This window comes from Halodesulfovibrio aestuarii DSM 17919 = ATCC 29578 (assembly GCF_000384815.1).
GTDB classification, from domain to species: domain Bacteria; phylum Desulfobacterota; class Desulfovibrionia; order Desulfovibrionales; family Desulfovibrionaceae; genus Halodesulfovibrio; species Halodesulfovibrio aestuarii.
Window position 1 is genome coordinate 341,040 of record NZ_ARQF01000019.1, and the last position, 20,719, is coordinate 361,758.

A 20,719-nucleotide genomic window follows, 5' to 3' on the forward strand; every position below is an offset into this window, starting at 1 on the left:
CATATGACAAAGAGATTTGCTGAGTTATTACTTCTCGGCGGATTTTTGGTACTTGCGGTGCTGCTTCATAACAGCACCGCAGCGTACCCAAAATTCGTCCAAGGCTCGACAGCCGCGTATGTTCGCTTTCTGGCAATTTGCCTTGGCATCTTATGCATGGCTGAACTGTTTTTCACTTCAAAAGCAAAAAACAAAGAGCAAAAAAAACAGAAAGCACCTCTTAACATGGCAGAAGCGCCTCGGCGTTTCTGGGGACTGTGCATCCTGCTATTCCTCTACGCTGCCTCGTTTGAACTATTAGGGTTCTACTTGGCATCAGCAATTTTTCTCCCCGTAGCTATGCTTCTGCTTGGAGCACGAAAGCCTGTGACGATAAGTCTAACAACTGTAGGAATTCTACTTTTCGTCTATCTTGTTTTCGGAAAATTGCTTGGAGTTTTTCTACCGACAAGTAGCTTGTTCGGATAAGGATACATCGCATGATTTTAGAATCACTCTTTTCCCTGATGGCGCCTATGCCATTACTTGCAGTGCTTCTCGGCACTGTGTCCGGGGTAGCAATCGGTGGGATGCCGGGGCTGACTGCAACTATGGCTGTTGCCCTGCTCATCCCTGTCACCTTTACCCTTGACCCGCTTATAGGCCTTGTTCTTATGGGTGGGGTGTACTGCGGAGCTATGTACGGCGGATCAATTCCTGCAATTCTTCTGCGTACACCAGGCACGCCAGCAGCAGTCGCAACCGCACTTGAAGGCTACCCTATGACGCAGCAGGGCCGTGCGGGCTTAGCACTTAAAGTTTCTGTTATTGCAAGTTGCGTTGGGGGCATCTTTTCAACACTCATCTTATTAATTCTGGCCCCAATCTTAGCCAAATTTGCACTCACATTTGGACCACCTGAGTATTTTCTGCTTGCGCTCCTCGGCCTCGCAGGGCTTGTTTCCATGGCTGATGAAAAAACCGGCCTGATCAAATCCCTTATCTCAGGTGTGATCGGTTTGATCATTGCGGTTGTCGGCACAGACCCTATCTCAGGCATGCTGCGCTACACTGCAGGTCTGACAGATTTATATGATGGTGTTGCGTTTATGCCGGTACTCATAGGCATGTTCTCTATCTCACAAATGCTTACACTCACCGGGAAAAAAAGTGTTGTAGAAGATGCTGACCTTGTTACCGAAATCAAGCGTGAACCTCTTCCAAAAGGAATTTTCAAATACATCAGCATCGGTTCACTTACCGGTACTCTTGTAGGAATTCTACCTGGTGAAGGCGCGACCATTGCAGCGTTTCTTTCCTACAACATCGCAAGAAGACGTTCCAAGAAACCGGAAATGTTCGGCAAAGGTAATCCGGAAGGCATTGCTGCTGCTGAAGCAGGCAACAATGGTTGTGTTGGTGGTTCCCTAGTACCTACTCTTACCCTCGGCATTCCGGGCAACAGTGTTGCCGCAGCATTACTCGGCGGTTTATTAGTACATGGTCTCATTCCAGGGCCAGAACTGTTCACCACCTATGGTTCCATGACCTACGCCTTTATATTCTCACTCTTTATTGCCAATATCGTATTTTTAATTCTGGGACTGTACATGGCACCGTACTTTGCAAAAATAGCGCTCACTCCTACTGAGTTGTTGATTCCTGTTGTTTGCCTATTTTCAGTTCTCGGTTCTTACTCAATGAACAACAGCGTGCTTGATGTATTCCTGTGCCTACTCTTCGGTATTGGAGCTGTACTCCTGCACAAAACAGGTTTTTCTCTTGGGGCACTTATTCTTGGACTTATTCTTGGCCCCATTGCCGAAACAGGTTTTGCACAGGCCCTTATCATGAGCAGAGGCAGCGCAGCTATCTTCTTCGAAAGCCCGCAAGCGCTCGCGTTATGGTTCATTACCTTCCTATTGCTCGTGCCACCACTTATCAACATTATCAAAAAAAACCCTACAAAGTCAGCGTAATACGCCAGCTCTTAGATCTTCAAAAGAATACACTTTGTTATACGGCAGAGTGATATACTGACGAGAGAGACACGCTCTGACTTCCCCCCCTGTATCATTTGATGCAGGGGGTTTTTTGACATCAACAATGAAGTCAATGAATGGATTCATGTCTGACTGTCCGTCCCGACTAAGAGTCAAACCTTCTTTTGTCTACCTCTTCCTTAAGCCTGATTCCCGAAGGGGTCGTGCATAAACCACCCTTACCAGTGCAACGCAAGGTATCAGGCAACGCATTTCCCACCTCCCACATAGCGCAAATAACTTCATCAAGAGGCAATGTGCCACGAAATCCGAACATGGCAATATTGGCAGCTGTTACAGCGTTACTGACGGCAGCTACGTTTCGGCTAATACACGGTACTTCCACCTGTTCTGCCACAGGATCACAAATAAGCCCCAATGAGTTCTGCATAGCTAATGCTGCAGCATTACAAGCTGCTTCAGGGGAACCCCCAGCCATTTCAACCAAAGCTGCAGCGGCCATACTGGCTGCAGAACCGCACTCGGCCTGACAGCCGCACACTTCTGCCGCAAAGGTTGCCTGCTCATTAATGAACACACCGATAAGTCCGGCAGTGAGCATAGCCTTCGCTGCGGTCTCCAACCTCGTATCTTCCGGAACATTGAGGTGATCAAGCATGCTGAACACAGCTGCGGGCAACACCCCGCACGAACCAGCAGTTGGAGCAGCTACAACACAACCCATCGCGGCATTAAGCTCCATCACAGCCACGGATATCACTGTAGCCATGTCCAGTATACCGGTTGGTATAAACATCCTCTTCATCACAGCCTCATGAAGCTTTCCTGCAGAAGGTGTCAAAAAACCTTTCATGGTGAAATCGCCGGCCAAGCCTGTTTTTACGGCCTCTTCCATCACTTGAATGATGCTCTTCATCATTTCTAAGACGTCAGAGGCTTCCACACCTCCACGAGCAGCCTCATACAAAGCAGCAGCTTCCCATACCGGTGCATCATGTTCTGCGCACCAATCCAGCATTGCGGCAGCACGGGTAAACGGAACCTCGCAGTTAGCGGAAGCAAGCACAGGCATTACCGGAGTAATTATACGCACACCGGCACCACCACTCCGGTCTTTTATTGTCTCCAGCAGGTTCTGTGGAACAGGCTTACGTGTATGGATAACGATAACACCCCGCGAGTTATCACCATCTTTTCCGTTCTCGCTTATATTATTACCATGGATGGTAATACCAGCATCACGTAACACCGATTCCACATCACGGCATCTCTCCTTCATAAAAGAAACATTACTTCCGCACTCTAGGATCACAAGTTCGTAATAGTCTCCAGCCAATGAAACTGAGCACCCGTTTATTTCATTCAGTTCAATACAGCCGCCTCCAATTGACAAACCGCTAGCTGAGACACTTTCTCCAGCCTCATTAACTAGCTCCAGCAGGACAGTGTTAGGATGAACAGCTTCAAAGTCTTTCACTTCAAAGGACAACTCAATTCCTTCTGCTTTAACAAGAGAAAGAGCATCAGACAGACGTGGATCCTGCGGGAGCATCCCCAACAATCCTGCGGCCAATCCTTGATCAGACTTCTGCCCCTTATATGTCATGGCAAAGGAACCACTCGTTTCAAATGTCACCTTCACACGGGAAACCCTTCCACCACAAAGTTGCCCAGCGAGGAAGCCGATACGGGCAGGACCGGCGGTATGAGAACTGGACGGGCCGACCATGACCGGACCAATTACGTCATTAAAAATGCTTGATGGTAATTTTGTCATATCGTTTCCTTAACGTCTTGAACTTCCTTATGCTGGTTGTCCTATTGAATCACTACAGAGCAACAGTTTACGACTACCAGCCTTGTGCTTTCAATTTCATATCCACTAGATATCCGTGGCAGCTGAAGTTGCATATATACAAATATATGCTTTCACAACTTCTCGCTATCTCAACATAGAAACAAAAAACGGTTACAAATTTTACAAAAAGTTACAGCTGATTTAGTATAACGCCCAAAAACAGACTAAAGCTCACTCACTCAAAATATATTTTACAATATTTACGAAAGAAAGGTTACGCACAAAGTAATCTGTGATGTGTTTAGCCTGTTCCCCAGTTGACAACGTGTTGTAGTTACCCGCTGCGGCACTGTCTATAACCTGCTGATAACCTGAGATGTACCCTTATCAACTTCGTTATCAGCCCTTGTTTGAGGCAATACTCCTATTCAGCACAAACCTCTTCAAGCAGTGATTCTTTCTTCAAGGCAGCAAGAAGAATCGCTTCTCGCTATTTGCTGTTATGGTACCAAAAAATAACAGCTGGCACATAATCAGCATTGAATACCCCAATACCCCATTGCTGATTCACCAATGAACTTCACCTGACTACAACTTCAGGTAGAGTTGTAAAAAGCTCTTACGAAGAACTTCGTAAGAGCTTTTTTATTCATAGTCTTATTCCGAAATCCTCGTATCAAATTTGAGGATAGGCAACAGGTAACACCCCCTTTCTGTAGACTCCCTAAGACAACGGCTACAAAAAAAGAGCACAGACATGCCGCCACTAGAAGACATACTAAAGGTCCTAAAGGCAGCTGCAAAAAGGGAAACCACCTTGTGCTGTTCACACTTCTGATAACAACGGCAAAACGTATTGAAATGAAACGTCTGGCTTAAGATGCTTTGGGTGAACGTTTTGAAGTTTCTATGCGTTGATACACATCAATGTCCAGCCCGCCGCCTTTTACTATACCATGAGTAAACGATGGGCTTCAGTTTTTTATGGAGACGCCACAACTCAACCGTATTAAAGGATTCTCTTATGTGGAAAATTTTCGCATTCATCAACAAAAGGCTGGTTATCGCCATTCCGATCATGATGGTGGCGGGTTTTATATATGGCCTATTGTTCTCTTCGACAGGGCTCAAAGGGCTTATTATCCCATTCACCTTCCTCATGGTTTATCCCATGATGGTAACGTTACGGATTCGATCCGTCTTTCAAGGCGGGGACAGCAAAGCCCAGCTTATTGCCCAAGTCCTTAACTTTGGTATAGTTCCGTTTCTTGCTTACGGCTTAGGACGGGTCTTCTTTGCCGAACAGCCGTATATGGCGCTTGGGCTACTTCTTGCTGGGCTTGTTCCTACCAGTGGCATGACCATTTCATGGACAGGTTTTGCCAAAGGAAACATGGCCGCCGCAGTGAAGATGACTGTTATCGGCCTAACACTGGGCTCTATCGCCACCCCACTTTATGTGAAAGCTCTCATGGGCGCTTCCATTGAAGTAAATATTCTATCCGTTATGCGACAAATCTTTTTTATCGTGTTTCTGCCAATGCTTTTCGGCTACCTCACGCAACGCTTTCTGGTCAAAAGATACGGTCAAGAAAAATTCCAGAAAGTATTAGCACCTAAATTCCCGGGTCTTTCCACCATCGGAGTGCTGGGAATTGTATTCATAGCCATGGCGCTAAAAAGCGAAACCATCGCCGCAACACCTCAACTTCTGATTACAATCCTTATTCCTTTGCTACTTATGTATGGTGTTAACTACACGATCAGTACGTTTACCGGCAAGGCCCTACTCTCAAGAGGGGATGCTATAGCCATGGTGTATGGTTCAGTTATGCGCAACCTTTCCATCGCTCTTGCCATAGCTATTAATGCGTTCGGGGAGCAAGGATCGGAGGCAGCACTTGTCGTCGCATTGGCGTACATCATTCAAGTTCAATCCGCCGCTTGGTATGTAAATTTTACAAATCGCATATTCGGGAATGCTGAAGCCACAGCCTAACTACCATTTGATCATGAATAAAAAAGTCTGCGATAAAAACCAGTAGTGCAAACTAGAAGACCATAGACGACATCTGCATAGAATGTAGCCGGTGCATGATAACTTTGATTATTAAGATTGCGCTCTTGTATGCCGCGAAGGAACACATTGGTTTTTCAGCTGACATTTTTCCTAAGTTCTCACTCTTTTAAAACATATAGATATGAGGTTTCAAAGTGTTTACATATACCCCCCACGGAGTCTGTTCCAAACAAATTCTATTTGAGATTGAAGATAACACTATTAGCTCACTACATTTTGTCGGAGGATGTCCCGGCAACCTCGAGGGCATTTCCCGTCTCGTGCAGGGAATGAAAATCAAAGACGTCATTGCAATACTATCAGGCATACCATGCGGTAAAAAATCCTCTTCCTGTCCCGATCAACTCTGCATGGCCCTTGAAGAGTACCTTAGGGGAGAAGGGAAAAACATAGGTAGAGAGTCTAGAACAATTGACTCTTTAGTCGCGTAACGTCGTTACTTAGTACACGGCCAAAAGAGATTCACAGCTTCTAACCGCAAGGCTGCCCGTTATAAAAGAAACGTACCGAGCGCATAAAAACAAAAAAGCTCTTACACTTGCGTGTAAGAGCTTAATTTACTTTGGCGTCCCCAAGGGGATTTGAACCCCTGTCGCCTGCGTGAAGGGCAGGTGTAACAGACAGCAAGGACTGCTTATTCCTTTATTCACAAGGAGCTAAAAAACACATTCAGCATTAGGGACATAAGAATCAGAAAAACTTAGACCTGATTTATACCTTTCAGGAAGTTAGGCTACCTGCTTCGTAGGATTATACAACGAATCAACAATTGGAGAAGTCGGGGTGAATCCACAGACAATATCTTGGAGCAAATTCCGAGCGGCTAGACAGTCATTTTCAACTTCAAGCATCTCAAACTTAGACAGTTTTTCTTCTAAAACTTCGAGAGAAAGAAGATCCTCATGTGCCTGCATTATCTTAGGATGTTCCGTTTTTTGGACGTTATCACCAACCAACAATTCTTCATATAGCTTTTCACCAGGACGCAACCCAACAACAGAGATTTCAATATCACCATTGGGCTGTTCAGCATCCTTAATAGTTTTTCCCGAAAGTAACACCATCCTGCGGGCCATATCGAGTATCTTTACTGAGTTGCCCATATCCAAAACAAACACGTCACCGCCTACTCCCATTGCACCAGCCTGAATAACCAACTGAGCAGCTTCGGGAATCGTCATAAAATAACGGGTAATATCTTCATGAGTAACTGTAACAGGACCGCCACTTGCTATTTGCTTTTTAAATAATGGCACAACCGACCCTGATGAACCCAACACATTTCCAAATCTGACCATGGAAAATACGGTATTAGATCCATTAGCTGCCATAGCTTGCAAAATTAACTCTGCAGTACGCTTCGTAGCCCCCATCACATTTGTTGGACGAACAGCTTTATCGGTTGAAATCAAGACAAAGTTTTTAACCCCTGCCTGCTCTGCGGCTTCAGCTAAAATTTTTGTTCCAAAAATATTGTTCTTAATACCTTGAAAAACATTGCCTTCTACAAGAGGAACATGTTTATACGCAGCAGCATGGTATACCGTATTAATATTATACCTTATAAAAACTTCATTTAATCTTGCCCGATCACGTACGGATCCCAAAACTGGAATTATTTGAATCGAATTATTTTTTAATTCCTTAAGCAATCCTCGAAGCTCTTGGTCAATCGTATAAAGTGCTAACTCTGTCAGCTCATACAATACCAAGACATTTGGGTTTGCATGGACAATTTGTCTGCATAATTCTGACCCAATTGATCCTCCAGCACCAGTAACCAATACATTTTTTCCTTTAATACAGGCAGAAAAAAGATCTTCCTTTGGTGGGACAGGATCACGACCTAATAAGTCCTCCACATCAACATCCTGAAGTTGATTAGGCATTGCCGCACCTGAAACAATTGCCTCAAGAGAAGGAATTGTTTGTACTAGGAGTGGATAACCATCAAGCTTATCCAAAATCTTTTTTCGTTCTTCTTGGGTTGCACTCGGAACAGCCAAAAGCACTCGTTTTGCTTTCGTCAACAAAACAAGATCACTTAACATCTCTGGATCATAGACTTTTACATCATGAACAGTACAACCATGAAGTGCTTTATCGTCATCCAAAAAAGCACTCGGAAAGAAATCCTCACCTGAAATCAAGCTCTTGGCTAGCTGAAAACCGGCCTCACCAGCTCCATAAATAATTACTGGATCCTTAGCATGCTTTTGAAAACGTAAGTGATGATACATAATACGTACCGCCCAACGACTACCACCTACGCAAACAAACAATAGTAACCCATAGATAAAAGGAACAGAACGAGGAAAGCTCTCTATACGCAAAATAAATACTAAGGAAAACAAAAGGCAACTAGAAACGCACACACCCAACGCAATAGTGCGAATAGCCTTAATTCCCATAAAGTGAATCACTGCACGGTATAACCCTAACCGAACAAAAAATATCATGCTTCCAAAAACAAGTAATGGGAAAAGTAAAATAGAACTTGTCAGATCAGTTGGCCAAAGCTCACCCAAACGTAACGCCCATGCTCCCCACAAAGAAAATAGAATAAGAATTAAATCAGCGAACAGCATTAACGTCTTTTTATGAACTCGACTTAATGCGACAAGCCTCATTGTAATTTGTGGAAACATAGACAATTCATCCTTGAAAAACTACAATAATAAGAAAATAATCACTATTCCAAGACACACTATAGAAACAACGTCACATTAATTCTTTCTCAAAAATGAGAACATTAAGAAAAACGTAACACTTTATAAAAAGTTAAGAAAATAATCTTTAAATCAAAAAGAAAAGATTGTTTTTTTATATAATCAAGATAGTAATCACGTTTCATTGGCAATAAAATATTCACGTATGCTGAATGTGGATCATCATATTTAGTAAGGAGTTCGTTTTCATCTACCAAACTAATCGATGCAAGGTCGGTAATTCCAGGTAAGACTGAAAGTATTATCCGTCGATCAGAGTCAGAATAGCAATTTATAAACTCTTGCACTTCTGGACGCGGTCCTACCAAACTCATATCACCTCGCCATACATCAATAAGCTGAGGAAGTTCATCTAGTTTGTATTTACGTAAAAAATGCCCTGATGCTGTAATGCGAGAATCCTTTCCTACAGTCAAACGTCCTTGCATTTCAGAATCGACAATCATTGTCCTAAATTTGTGAATTTTAAAAGGGACACCATTTTTTCCAACCCGTTCTTGTCTAAAAAAAACAGGACCGAAAGAATCCCTCTTTATCCTAAAAGCTATTATTAAAAAAAAAGGAGACAGCGCCAACAACCCAACAGAAGAACATAATAAGTCAAAACATCGTTTAACTGTCATGCTTAACATCCAAACACTTTTTTCATTGCATCAACTACTCGTAACTGATCTGTCTCTCTCATCTTAGTATAAAGAGGAATTGATACCTCCGAATTAAAAAGACGTTCTGCAACGGAAAAATCTTCCCTTGTCAGCTTATACCCATCACGCCAAACTGGTTGGCGATGAAGTGGTATAAAATGAACAGAACAACCGATCTTTTGCTTGCTCATCTCCTGAATAAACTCATCACGAGAAATTCCAGCTTCTTCTTTTATTCTGATTGGATATAAGTGATATGCATGCTTATCACCCGGCACAGCTTTTGGAGGAATAACTACGGGAAAAGATTTCAACAGACTATCATATCGTACAGCGAGTTCCTGACGTTTTTTCTGAAAACGATCTATTTTTCTCAACTGATGTATGCCAATTGCCGCACAAACATCAGGCATATTATATTTATACCCAGGTTCTACCACCTCATAAAACCAAGAAGGCGCCTCTGAGCGGTACCTATCAAAAGCGTCACGACTTATCCCATGCAAACGCATGATCTTAGCTCGCTCAATCACGTCACTACGCTTGGATACAAGCATACCGCCTTCAGCTGTTGTCATTGTTTTGTTGGCATAAAAACTAAAAACCGTTGCATCAGTACCAAGCGCACCAACCAAACTGCCACCACTTGTTGATGGAAAAGCATGAGCCGCATCTTCAACTACAAATAAATTATGCTCTCTTGCAAGCTGGATGATAGCCTCCATATCGCAAGCAAGCCCAGCAAAATGTACAGGCATTACAGCTTTGGTATTAGGAGTAATTGCTGCTTTAATCGCTTCTACAGAAATATTAAAAGTACTTTCATCAACATCGACAATAACAGGTGTTGCACCCAAATAACGAACAACTTCTGCAGTTGATGTAAAAGTATAAGAAGGAAGAATAACCTCATCGCCTTCTCGAACTCCAAGAGCTTCTAAGGCTAAATGCAAACCCGAGGTAGCTGAGTTGACAGCTAGTGCCTGTACATTATTTCCTAGATAGTCCGCAAATTCTTGTTCAAATTGTTTTGCGCGTGAACCAGTAGTTATCCAGCCAGAACGAAGACACTCAACAACTTCATTTATTTCCTCTTCACCTATCTCAGGAAGAGCAAAAGGTAAAAATTCCATACTGCTACCTACAAAAACTTCTTTACAAATCTATTCATTTCACGACCATCACTTTTTTTTACAATGTCGTTCAGCAAGAAGCCATTTTTCAAGTAAAATTGATTTGTTTTTGTGTTATCACTTGCATCAGTAAGCAAGTACACCCCCTTGCCTCCATGTGCCTGAGTCCAGTTTTCAAAAACTGCAAGCAATTCTTGCCCACAACCTTTCCCTTGCACTTTTGGATCCACAGCAAAACTACTAATCAGCGATAATTCTTTAAAAGGAAGATCGTGAAAATCTCCACGATAAAAAATTGCTCCCAATAACTTACGTCCAACTGTTATCGGATGATGAATCATCAAAGTTAAAGAAGCACACAAAAATTTATGCCAATTGAATAACAATAAATTTCTAAAAAAAAGATCTGGTGTATTTGTCCCTGCAATAAAGCCAACTACTGTTTTTTTACTATCTAATGCAATAAAGCAACTAGCTGCATCGTCACGGAGAAATGCAAGATATAACTGTCTTAAAAACGATCTGCCAAGACGAGTCAAAAAAAAATTAGTAAAAGCATCTAAATGAATTTGCACAACATCATCAATATGCTGGCTAGTACACCTTCTTATGTCAAACACAATTCTCTCACCATTAAAGCTACCTAACGTTAAGTAGTGTTAATTATTTAAAATATTTTGATCATCTAGAATCATCTCATGTTTGTACCTGCAGTTACAGGTTAAGTAAAACTTATTAATATAATAGACACAGGATGTTTATTTCAGAAAACCATGACCAGCTTGTAATGAACTCACTCTATTTTAACCCGAGCCCCACTAGCCTTCACACCATTCTTATCTACAATAAGACATAGCAGTAGCTGGCCCAGATGATGAAAGGACAGCCCACAAATCTTAAACATCTCTTAACGACGGGGTGCCCTCATATTTTTTTAGGAACTACACGAAATACTTCAAGCCCCTTTTACAATTCTGCGCATATATTCTTTTAGTTTTTTTTACGCATTAACTTTTTCATATGCCATCACTATCTATGAAACTTAGCTCACCATTTTGTATATAGATTACCAAACAAACAATGCTTCAGATCAAGTGTCCATTTTGGCCTTTCAAAAAATTAGTGTTCTACTGTCGATAGTTCATACTTTTTCTTGTTAGATTGCTTAGCAATCATCTGCCCAAACTTTTTATTATTTTTTTAGAAGCATCTTAAAAGAGAAGTAAAATTTGTTTTTCAAAAAAAGAGCTAGAAAAACTACAAGAAAGATATAGGAAATAAGTGTGGTAAACCCAGTAGAGCCATATGTCCCACTCAATATCAATAACGTTATTCCAACTAAACTCAACAGCCCTTTCTTCTCTTCACAAAAACGTGCGGCGTAGAGTGTCAATACTCCCCCATAACAAACCAGTAAATAATAGGACATACGCAATAATCCTGACAACGGAACACTCTCAATAAAGACATAGGAGCACGTTGGAAGAAAAAAGGCAGCACTTGTAATAGCAAGGAGCTTCATCTGATTTCTTGTTATTAAAAAACGCTCTAACAAAATAACTAAAAAGAAAACAGGGATAGCAGGTAAAAGAAACATGAAAAAAGCTTTCGGCAAATTTAAAAAGAAATATCTTCTTGCAAAAAAATCTAGTAAAGTTAAAACGATAGATATTAACAAAAAATATATCATAGAAAAAAGAAGTTGAGGAAGAAGACTTGAAGACTTGTTTTTTAAAAAACTCTGCTGAACGTGCTTCATACTCATTGGATATAACATGAGGCTAGCTTGAAGCCCCGCAAAAAGAATCTTAAGCCCGCTTAACTCACTATCCGCTAAATAACTCTTACTTGCCCAAATGAGAAGATAAGAAAAAAATAAAGTTGAAAGACCAACCCCAAGACCTATTGGAAAACGTTTTAAGCAGGTGAAAAACATTTGCATATCAATTTTACAACTTGTTGGAGCCTCAATAAAAATAAGACTCACCCCAACACTAACATAGCTGAGTACTTGCAGATATCTACTTACAGAAATTTGCCCCCCCCCTTTAACAAAGAGAGCTAAAAAAGCAAATATAGTCAAATAGCATAACAAATACCCTTTCAAAGCTGATAATTTTTCAGACCGAAACAAAAAAATAGAATAGCATCCCGATAGGAGCAATGGAAAAAGCAAAAAGAAGTCAATTTCAAAATTAAAAAATAATCTTCCCCCTCCAACGAGGAAAAGCAATAACAATGAATTAGCTACCGCATAAAGAAAGATTTCATCTTTTGATGAGACAGACAGCAACGGTTCATTTAAAATATCTATGACTCGATGAACAATCAGTACTAATACAGCAGATTTTAAAAATCGACCGTATTCCTCTATCCCAAACAATACAGGCAACCCGAAATTGATAGCTGAACCAGCCACAATTAATAATAATTGAATCAAGACCTTGGACATATTGCTCTTTCAACTTAGCCTACATTATATATGCTTATCATTGGCAAAGAATCTGCCAATTTTTATCATAACTATTAGGAACTCGTACGATTTCACCACAACCTCTATCACCCTCTCAAGCCACCTTAAATTATCAGAGAATAAAAAAACCAAGTTCAACAATAGCTCATGAAGCTCGAAAACTAATTACTATTCGTATTTTCAGAATCTGCAAATAACAAAGCACAGTTTGAGAAAGAAGAGTAAGCAGTAATTATACCAAGCAAAATCCAAAGTTCTCGTTGTCGCGATCCATTTGTAACCATATTATATGCCCCCATCGCAACTCCCCCTAACAACAAAGCATGAAATAATAGTCTATCATAGGAAAAAGGAAGTCCAATTAACTTGAAATAAGTCTTTCTTATTACTGCAAAAAGGAAAAAAGAAAAGAGAAGAAACCCAATAATTCCGGTTTCAAAAAGCATCACCAAGTATAGACAATGTATTTCTGTATGATGGATCTCTTCCATGTTTCTAGTCTGTTGTAACCCAAAACCTATCAATGGACTTTCTTTAAACAGTGGAATTGCAGCCTTTATTATCGCAACTCTGCCGGTACTAAGCCGGTCATAAAACGCTGAATCATAATTATCTTCAGTATGATGTCGTACTAGTTCCACACTCTCAGCAACTCGTTGCAATCCCGAAAAAACTTTATTTTTCTGAGCCCAAGATGGACCTGCAACAAGGAATAAGGCGATAAGACATACATAAAAAAAAGACTGTCCCCATAGCAACGAATTAGAAATGAAGTTACGATATTGCCTTGTCAGCAAACAAATAAGCACACTCCCCACAATTTGAATTAGCACCATAACTAATGCAGATCGGCTTCCAGAAATTAGCATGAACGAAAAGCTAGACACGACAACTAAAAAGGCACTGCCTCGAACAACTAAAGCAGCTCTTCGCGCAGAAACAACGAAAAATAACGCCGCTAATAATGGGACTAACACAATTTGAGGTTGGTTAGCTCCTGCAAAACTTCCTATGAGCGCTCCACGACTAAATCCCCACGTTGCACCAGAAAGAATTGCATATCCTGCAATTAGGTCAGCCAATACCATTGCAAAAAACCAGGCAATTAAAACAAGAAACAACTTTCGAGGTGAATCTAATAATAAATAAAACAAAATAAATATGGCTGCATCATATGCCAAAGAACCAATTTCTAACATTGCTTTTTTATTATGTAAAAAGGCATCTACTGAAAAAAAACTACTAAGAACTAGCCAGCAAAGAAAAGAAGCAAGAAGTAAAACAATTGGTTTAATTTCCTTAAGACGTACAAAATAATCTTTATTTCTATCTGCCGTCATTGCAGATAGAATAAAGAACAGATCTGATAAAATAATTTTATTACCAATGATTGGTAAAGTGAACAACGTCTTAATCGAAAGACACCCAACACCAGCCACTAAAAGAAGTAATGGAACATTCATTACACACCATTCGAAGAAAATTTTTTTAGTTCAAAACTTATGTAGCCAGCAACCGTTTAAAATAATGATCAACTAGGTCAAGATTTGACAACAAGTTATACTTTTGACTTAGGGGAACAACGCCACCTATCCCCATAGAGAGACACTCATTGCTATAACGTGAAGTAAACGGCAGCTTCTCCAAAAAGTTTAAAAGGAACTACACTAGTGACCGATAAATTTCTATACACTTATCCACCACATGTTCCAGAGAATACTGTTCACGAATTAATTTTTTATTTATCTCACCCATTTTCCGCAAGTTATCATCTGTTGTATTCAAAAATAGCAACATTCTTTCAGCCAACTCTTCCGAATCGTTAGGTGAAACTAGCCAACCATTTTTTCCATGATCAACAAGATCAGAGCACCCCGGCATATTTGTCGTTAGCAATGGTAACCCTATCGCTCCTGCTTCTAACAATACTCGTGGAACCCCTTCTCTATAAGACGTAGGGAGAACCATAAGATCACTTTCACACATAATCTCCTTAACATCATTCCGAGCACCTAAGTATTCAACATCATTGTGATACGCTTCTATATCTTCTAGCGGAACAGCATATTTCCCTTCAGAACTTAAAGGACCAATAAGAAAAAAAAGAGAATGCACATATTTTTTCTTCACTATCCGAGCAGCCTTAAGAAACTCGTACACTCCTTTATTTTTCAACATCCTAGAAACAAATATTATTCTTTTCACTTCGGATTGATAATTTTCTTTTACAGGTAGTGCAGTACAATCAATACCAGAGCCCAATATCAAATGGTTTAGTGAATTTTTGACAGTCGGAACAGACTCAAACATTGCCTTGTCATAACTATTTTGAAAAATTGTAAATGACGATTTCCAAGACAACACTGTTTGGAGAGCCCAATAAATACAGCGTAACAAAAAATTTTTTATAGAAATTTCTGAAAAAATTTGCCCTGTCCCATTAATTGTCCGCCCAACTTTAATTGGCAAAAACAAAGCAGCAGCAAGGCTATATAAAGCAGGTTTAGTATCAAAACCATGGACAATATCAGGCTGAACACGCTTCATGATCCGACGAAGTTGAAATATTGTTTTCACATCATTCAACGGGCTAACCCATCTATTTAAGCTATACCTAATATAGAAAAGATTGGATGCAGCAAATGCTCGTTCATTCTGACTGCCAACCGCAACAATCGAATAGCCCTTCAAAGCAAGCTGCTGCATATAAGGAATTCGAAGACTTAAATCTTCTCCTCCAATAATCATAATTTTTTTCACTACAAAAATTCCCAAACAATTTTTTTAGCAGCAGTGGAAACATCTTTTGGTGACATTTCAGCACTAACTTCTTGAACATTTTTCGCAACAGGCGAAAAATCACAATTTTGCCAATACCGCTTTTCTATTTCTTCATCACTTTCTTTACCAACCTTATCACGAAGTTGATTACGCAAAACAAAAGTATTCAAATCACCTTGCAACATTATGGCCAAGTCAACTTTCGGCATTCTTTCATAAAGTGATCTCTCACAACTCCCAAGAAAACCCACGACAAAAGAATTGGATGTTCTTTCAGCTATGCGCGGAGAGTCCATCTTTCCAGAATCTAAAGAGTGACACCGATCAACAAATACAACATATCCATTCATCACGTCTTGTTGAATTTTACGCATAAGCACAGCTCGCTCATATGCCAAAGCGACATATCGAAGCGCATAAGCAATTGAAATCTTATCCGGTACGCATTGCGCTGAAAGTGAGCACTTACCATCTGATTTTCTCATGCTGCGGAAAAAAAGTGCGATTCGAATAGGCGTTGTCAACAACGTAGGGTTTGGGCGTCCAAAATGGTATTGCTTTACACTAAAGGTAGTCGAAAAAAAGGCATGAAGATTTGCTAAAAGAGTTGACTTACCAGCTCCATCAATACCAGTTACCGCAACGGCAACCCCATTCACTTTTTTTTTCTGCTTTAGAACTAGCTTATTTAACAAGCGATAGCCAAATCTAGATACCCCACGAGCTGTTAACCATAATGAAGTAGCCCTGAGATTCCACTTAAGAGATTGTTTTTTTCTCCAACAAAGGAAGAAGTCTTCAAGAAAGTTAGTGGACAAGATAAATAGCTGATCTGAACTATGCCCAAAACGACAACACCCCTTATTCTCACTATAGTTCTTCATGAGATACTCGCGCTCTGCCTTGTAATCCGAGCATTCCTTCTGGTAAAGAAGTGCACCCAAAAAAGAGCTTCTTTTCACATAATGACGCAACACAAAGAGTAATGCCTGTTCCTCTATTCCCACCTCATAAATTCCGTATGAATTCACAAATCGAGATGCTAGAACCTCATCACAAAAGTTGAAGCAGTACTCTTTTCCATGACTCGTTCCCGTCACAAGATCGTAATACACATGTAAATGACAGATCTCCCCTGAAGAAACATCCAAGCCATAGTAATGTGCTATTTCGGGATAAAAGAGTTTAGCATTGCTAGCTGCAACAAAATTATTTTCTAAGAGAATCTTTTCAAACTTTCTTCGGTCACGTTTTGCAACAAGCAAATCAATATCACTCTTCGCTTGAAGAGCACGGGCCAATTTATGATTATTCTTCCAAGAAGCATAATAGACACCTTCAACCTTAAGACTCTCAAAACATATTCTATATAATTCTAGCATTCATTTTCTCTTGTTCGTTCATGGCAGCCACATAAGCTTCTGAAATTTTAATATTTAAGCGGGCAAATTTTGCTGCAGACTCTAGGCTAGTGACTTTTTTATGTCCCCGTGAAAGAAGTCTTAATATCAACTCGCTTTCCTGAGGAGCAGTTAGCAATATAATTGAAATATCACGTAGCTCTTTTTCGAAAACTGCTAAAAAATCTATTAATTGCTCTTCCGTAAGTTGATATACAAAAGGGATATGGGAAATCCCCTCATCAATAAGAACGGCATCGTGACGGAATATAAAATAACAACCAAATTTTTCAAAAGCATTTCTCAATGCACTAATTTTATTATGCATAGACAATTGAATTTCAATACCATGTCGAATAACCCAGAAAAATTTAACAGGTCGCAGTAAAAGATAATAAAAACCAAGTACCAAAAAAACACAACGGACAATAAAAGAAGGGAAAACACACTCTGAAATATAACCACCTGTTATATAACGTTGTACATTTTTAAAAAATGTCGTTTTTCCTGAGCAAGAACTACCTGTCGCTTCTGTATATTGGCTTATTTTAATCATGCTCATATCATTAAAGATCTGCTTATAATATAACATAAAAAAATATTTTTAAATCTGCTTTGCATAAGTACGATAAAATAAATGAATAGCCACAACTTGATAGCCCCTATACGATTTTACGCATAAACATAAATATTCCTAGACAGTTAAAATCCACATTACAAACAGTTTCTCTATTTTTGTAGCCCTATGTTTAAGATGTTACGGTCTGTAAATCTCCCTTGATTAGTTCCACCCGTAAGTAGAAATTTCGCAGGGAGAATGGGCTTCAAAATATTCGCAAGAGGCAGATTGTCGAGGGACTCATCAGGTTGTTCTTTGTGTTCTTTGAGCCACCGGTCAGTTTGCTGTTTGCTCCTTGACTTCAGTCAAAGTTGAAACTGATCCTACAACAAAATGTGGACACAAAGTTAAGCAACAAGGTCATACTGTTCATTGCGATACTCAAAGGTGGCAAGGAAAAAACAGCATTGCTCGAATGTCGCCGTCTTCGATTGTTGTACGCCTCGATATAATTAAATAGAGCCAATTCGGCTTCATGCTCGGTTTTAAATTTCCGGTAACGGATCAGTTAATTTTTGATCGTGTGAAAAAAGACTCTGCTACGGTGTTATCCCAGCAGTTCCCTTTCCGGCTCATCTCTGGATGTAGCCATGCTTTTTCAAGCACCTGCGGAAATCCCTACTTGTATACTTGTACACCTCGGTCACTGTGGATCAGAAAACCAGAAAATGGCTTTCGTCGTGCCACAGCCTTCTTAACAACATGGAAACAGAATGCCGTTCTACCGAATCACTTAAATCCCACCCAACAACTATTCGGGAATACAGGTCGATGAACACGGTCAGATAATGCCACTTTCGTCCGCCCTTGATGTACGTAATATCAATGCCCCAAAGCCACATGGAAGCTGACGTAGTAAAATTACGATCGATCAGATTAGAAGCAACAGGCTCCGTATGTGCAAAATATGTTGTAGGAACAAATTTCTTTGCATACTTATAGCGTCGTCCCAATGCTCGCATGTGCCTGTCAACGCAAGCACAGCTAACACTTTGGAATAAAATACGATACGCAATTCAGAAATAAGCATAGGCCTTCCGATCATCCCATTATGTTCGTTGTATATTGCTAAGATCCGCTTGCGAAGTAGCGTGTTCACCCATTGTTGATGCGACTCTGGACGGTTACACCATGCATAATATTCGCTCATGGAATTTTGTAGGGTCTGGCACATCTTCACCATCGGAAACATAGAGCGATTTGACTTCACGAACTTGAATCTCATTTCGGTGCTCTGCTGAAAATGCCCAAAGTTTTTAAAAATATCACACTCCATTTCAGCATCTGGGAGCCTTTTTCGAAGCTCTTTTTCTCTCGTTGTTATTCTGTTAAAGCCTCTTTTCTATGACCAGAAAATGCAATTTCTTTTTGTATTGTTAGCTCGCTACATCAACGGTAAAGCAGATCCTTAGGAATCCCCAAGCCCCCTGCAACACCCACTACAGTTCGGCCTTGTTCATCACAGAGCAAAACAGCATTCTTCTTGAACTCAGCATCATATGATCTACACTTTCAGGCACTCATCTCCATCTCCTCTCTAATTCAAGATAATGGTTTAACTTTGTGTCCACAAGTTTTAGCAAGATCAAAGGCGAAATTATCTTTTTCACACACACCATAAGCACCATCTGATCGTTCAGTATAGGTGACGACAAACAACAACCCTAATAAAAGCCACAACTCGCGTTGCCGCAAGCCATTGGTAAACAAATTATATAACGCCAATTCAGTAAGCCCAATTAATAAAGATTGCAAAACTAGCCACTCAAAAAAGTTAACTCTCCCTTTTAACACGATTGGGACTCGCTTTAGCACCATATAAATTAAATACCCACCCAAAAGAAAACCTATTATTCCCGTTTCGAAAAGTAGTGCCAAATAGCCTGAATGCATTTCATGACTATGAGCACCTTTTAAATTACGCGTTTGTTGTAATCCATAACCAAACAAAAGATTTTCTTTGAACAAGGAAAACCCAGACTTAATAATACCTATTCGCCCGCTGCTTACTTTATCAAAATAAGCAACATTCGAAAATTGAGCTGGCTTTTTATCTTTTATAAATACAAGTTGATTAAACGTAAGGTTTACTCGTTGTACCCCTGCAAGTGGTTTATAAGATTGAGCAAATTTCACCCCAAAAAACAAGACAAGAAGAAGTAACAGAGCATAGCCTACTTGTTGCCCCCAAAAAACTACTGATGAAAGAGAGAAACTGTATTGCCTTGCTCTCCAGTACAGAACAGAACAACCAATCCACTGTAAACCAAGCATTAAGTAACCACATCGGCTTCCAGAAATAAGTACAAACAATACACTACAGCTAACTAAAACTACTAAACTTCCACGGACTACATTAGAAACTTCTTTTAACGAAGCAATAAAAACTAACAACGGCAATAACGGCAACAAGACGATCTGAGGTTGGTTGGCTCCAACAAAACTCCCAATGAGAATCCCATATGAAAACCCCCAATCTGGAACCTCAAGCAATGAATAAAAAGCTAGTACATTACTTATCAAAATAGCTAAGATCCACCCAACAAGTGTGAAAAAAAACTTTTTTGACGAATCAACAACCACAATCAACAACAGTAATAAGTAGATATCATAGCAGAGAGTCAGGATTTCCAACTGTGTTCTAGTTGCAGATGAAAAAGCTTCAAGAGACATAAAAGAACTTAGTGCTAACCATACAAGAAAAATAAAAAATACAACGCAAAGAGAACGTAACTGAAAAGTCCTTTTACATGCTTCTTTTTCAAAAAGAGCGCAGCACCCAGATAGAAGCAAAAAAAGATCAGCTAGCAATAGCTTATGTTCCACCATCGGTAAAAAAAGCACTTTTTTTAACGGAAGCAAAACGACACCTAAGAACAAGCAGTAAAATGAATATGTCACAAGACACCTACTAGACCCTATAGAAAATTACTTACAAGGAAGAATAATCAATTCCCTTAATCAACCCCATTAGCCACCTCTGAATAAAAAATTATTAATAACAACAGAAGTCCATAATCATTCCATTTTTAATAGCCGGTAAAAGTAAAAAATAGGCAATAAGTTGTCGTCATGGATAA

General features: G+C 40.1%; 15 protein-coding genes and 1 pseudogene. 4 read left to right on the top strand and 12 right to left on the bottom strand.

Translation table 11 applies throughout. From position 1 onward, the window contains the following. Window positions 1–3: 3 nt before the first annotated feature. Window positions 4–468, top strand: coding sequence for a tripartite tricarboxylate transporter TctB family protein (locus F461_RS0105475; protein ID WP_020000146.1), 465 nt, complete (start codon window positions 4–6; stop codon window positions 466–468). Between the two features lie 11 nt (window positions 469–479). Next, window positions 480–1,958: a tripartite tricarboxylate transporter permease gene (locus F461_RS0105480; protein ID WP_020000147.1), complete on the top strand. Its 1,479-nt coding sequence runs from the start codon at window positions 480–482 to the stop codon at window positions 1,956–1,958. Window positions 1,959–2,127: 169 nt separating this feature from the next. On the opposite strand, the gene F461_RS0105490 is transcribed toward F461_RS0105480, so the two are convergent. Continuing rightward, window positions 2,128–3,759 carry an L-serine ammonia-lyase, iron-sulfur-dependent, subunit alpha gene (locus F461_RS0105490; RefSeq protein WP_020000149.1) on the bottom strand — a complete coding sequence of 544 codons (1,632 nt, stop codon included), beginning with the start codon at window positions 3,757–3,759 and terminating at the stop codon, window positions 2,128–2,130. A gap of 1,045 nt (window positions 3,760–4,804) precedes the next feature. Here F461_RS0105490 and F461_RS0105495 point away from each other — a divergent pair. Next, complete coding sequence (locus F461_RS0105495) at window positions 4,805–5,779, top strand: arsenic resistance protein (RefSeq protein ID WP_020000150.1); 975 nt, start codon at window positions 4,805–4,807, stop codon at window positions 5,777–5,779. Window positions 5,780–5,994: 215 nt separating this feature from the next. Beyond that, window positions 5,995–6,291: a TIGR03905 family TSCPD domain-containing protein gene (locus F461_RS17190; protein ID WP_020000151.1), complete on the top strand. Its 297-nt coding sequence runs from the start codon at window positions 5,995–5,997 to the stop codon at window positions 6,289–6,291. 297 nt (window positions 6,292–6,588) lie between these two features. Here the strand turns inward: F461_RS17190 and F461_RS0105500 are convergent, their stop codons facing one another. From F461_RS0105500 to F461_RS0105550, 11 genes and pseudogenes are all read right to left on the bottom strand, one after another. Then, entirely contained in the window at window positions 6,589–8,508 is a 1,920-nt protein-coding gene (locus F461_RS0105500; protein ID WP_020000152.1) for a polysaccharide biosynthesis protein, read from the bottom strand. 104 nt (window positions 8,509–8,612) lie between these two features. Then, a complete protein-coding gene (locus tag F461_RS0105505; RefSeq protein WP_034606096.1) occupies window positions 8,613–9,212 on the bottom strand; it encodes a sugar transferase in 600 nt (199 codons plus the stop codon). A 2-nt stretch (window positions 9,213–9,214) separates the two neighbouring features. Beyond that, on the bottom strand, window positions 9,215–10,366 hold the full coding sequence (locus F461_RS0105510) for a DegT/DnrJ/EryC1/StrS family aminotransferase (protein ID WP_020000154.1): 1,152 nt from the start codon (window positions 10,364–10,366) through the stop codon (window positions 9,215–9,217). An 8-nt stretch (window positions 10,367–10,374) separates the two neighbouring features. Next, a complete protein-coding gene (locus F461_RS0105515; protein WP_020000155.1) occupies window positions 10,375–10,986 on the bottom strand; it encodes a GNAT family N-acetyltransferase in 612 nt (203 codons plus the stop codon). A gap of 572 nt (window positions 10,987–11,558) precedes the next feature. Further along, entirely contained in the window at window positions 11,559–12,818 is a 1,260-nt protein-coding gene (locus F461_RS0105520; protein ID WP_020000156.1) for a hypothetical protein, read from the bottom strand. Between the two features lie 182 nt (window positions 12,819–13,000). After that, complete coding sequence (locus F461_RS0105525) at window positions 13,001–14,302, bottom strand: O-antigen ligase family protein (RefSeq protein ID WP_020000157.1); 1,302 nt, start codon at window positions 14,300–14,302, stop codon at window positions 13,001–13,003. Window positions 14,303–14,501: 199 nt separating this feature from the next. Continuing rightward, window positions 14,502–15,599, bottom strand: coding sequence for a glycosyltransferase family 4 protein (locus F461_RS17195; protein ID WP_020000158.1), 1,098 nt, complete (start codon window positions 15,597–15,599; stop codon window positions 14,502–14,504). After that, entirely contained in the window at window positions 15,599–17,002 is a 1,404-nt protein-coding gene (locus tag F461_RS0105535; protein WP_020000159.1) for a nucleoside/nucleotide kinase family protein, read from the bottom strand. The genes F461_RS17195 and F461_RS0105535 overlap by 1 nt, the downstream gene beginning before the upstream one ends. Beyond that, a complete protein-coding gene (locus F461_RS0105540; protein ID WP_143154810.1) occupies window positions 16,986–17,582 on the bottom strand; it encodes a hypothetical protein in 597 nt (198 codons plus the stop codon). Before F461_RS0105540 ends, F461_RS0105535 begins: the two co-directional genes overlap by 17 nt. Window positions 17,583–17,986: 404 nt before the next feature. Next, window positions 17,987–19,109 (bottom strand): annotated as a pseudogene (locus F461_RS19015) (IS3 family transposase). A 72-nt stretch (window positions 19,110–19,181) separates the two neighbouring features. Further along, window positions 19,182–20,540, bottom strand: coding sequence for an O-antigen ligase family protein (locus F461_RS0105550; protein WP_143154811.1), 1,359 nt, complete (start codon window positions 20,538–20,540; stop codon window positions 19,182–19,184). Between the last annotated feature and the right edge of the window lie 179 nt (window positions 20,541–20,719).

What these genes read in the sequence shown, in the direction of transcription:
- F461_RS0105535 (WP_020000159.1), bottom strand. Translation starts at nt 17,002, where the DNA reads ATGCTAGAATTATATAGAATATGTTTTGAGAGTCTTAAGGTTGAAGGT.
- F461_RS0105520 (WP_020000156.1), bottom strand. Translation starts at nt 12,818, where the DNA reads ATGTCCAAGGTCTTGATTCAATTATTATTAATTGTGGCTGGTTCAGCT.
- F461_RS0105490 (WP_020000149.1), bottom strand. Translation starts at nt 3,759, where the DNA reads ATGACAAAATTACCATCAAGCATTTTTAATGACGTAATTGGTCCGGTC.
- F461_RS0105510 (WP_020000154.1), bottom strand. Translation starts at nt 10,366, where the DNA reads ATGGAATTTTTACCTTTTGCTCTTCCTGAGATAGGTGAAGAGGAAATA.
- F461_RS0105505 (WP_034606096.1), bottom strand. Translation starts at nt 9,212, where the DNA reads ATGACAGTTAAACGATGTTTTGACTTATTATGTTCTTCTGTTGGGTTG.
- F461_RS0105480 (WP_020000147.1), top strand. Translation starts at nt 480, where the DNA reads ATGATTTTAGAATCACTCTTTTCCCTGATGGCGCCTATGCCATTACTT.
- F461_RS0105495 (WP_020000150.1), top strand. Translation starts at nt 4,805, where the DNA reads ATGTGGAAAATTTTCGCATTCATCAACAAAAGGCTGGTTATCGCCATT.
- F461_RS0105475 (WP_020000146.1), top strand. Translation starts at nt 4, where the DNA reads ATGACAAAGAGATTTGCTGAGTTATTACTTCTCGGCGGATTTTTGGTA.
- F461_RS0105540 (WP_143154810.1), bottom strand. Translation starts at nt 17,582, where the DNA reads ATGAGCATGATTAAAATAAGCCAATATACAGAAGCGACAGGTAGTTCT.
- F461_RS0105500 (WP_020000152.1), bottom strand. Translation starts at nt 8,508, where the DNA reads ATGTTTCCACAAATTACAATGAGGCTTGTCGCATTAAGTCGAGTTCAT.
- F461_RS0105525 (WP_020000157.1), bottom strand. Translation starts at nt 14,302, where the DNA reads ATGAATGTTCCATTACTTCTTTTAGTGGCTGGTGTTGGGTGTCTTTCG.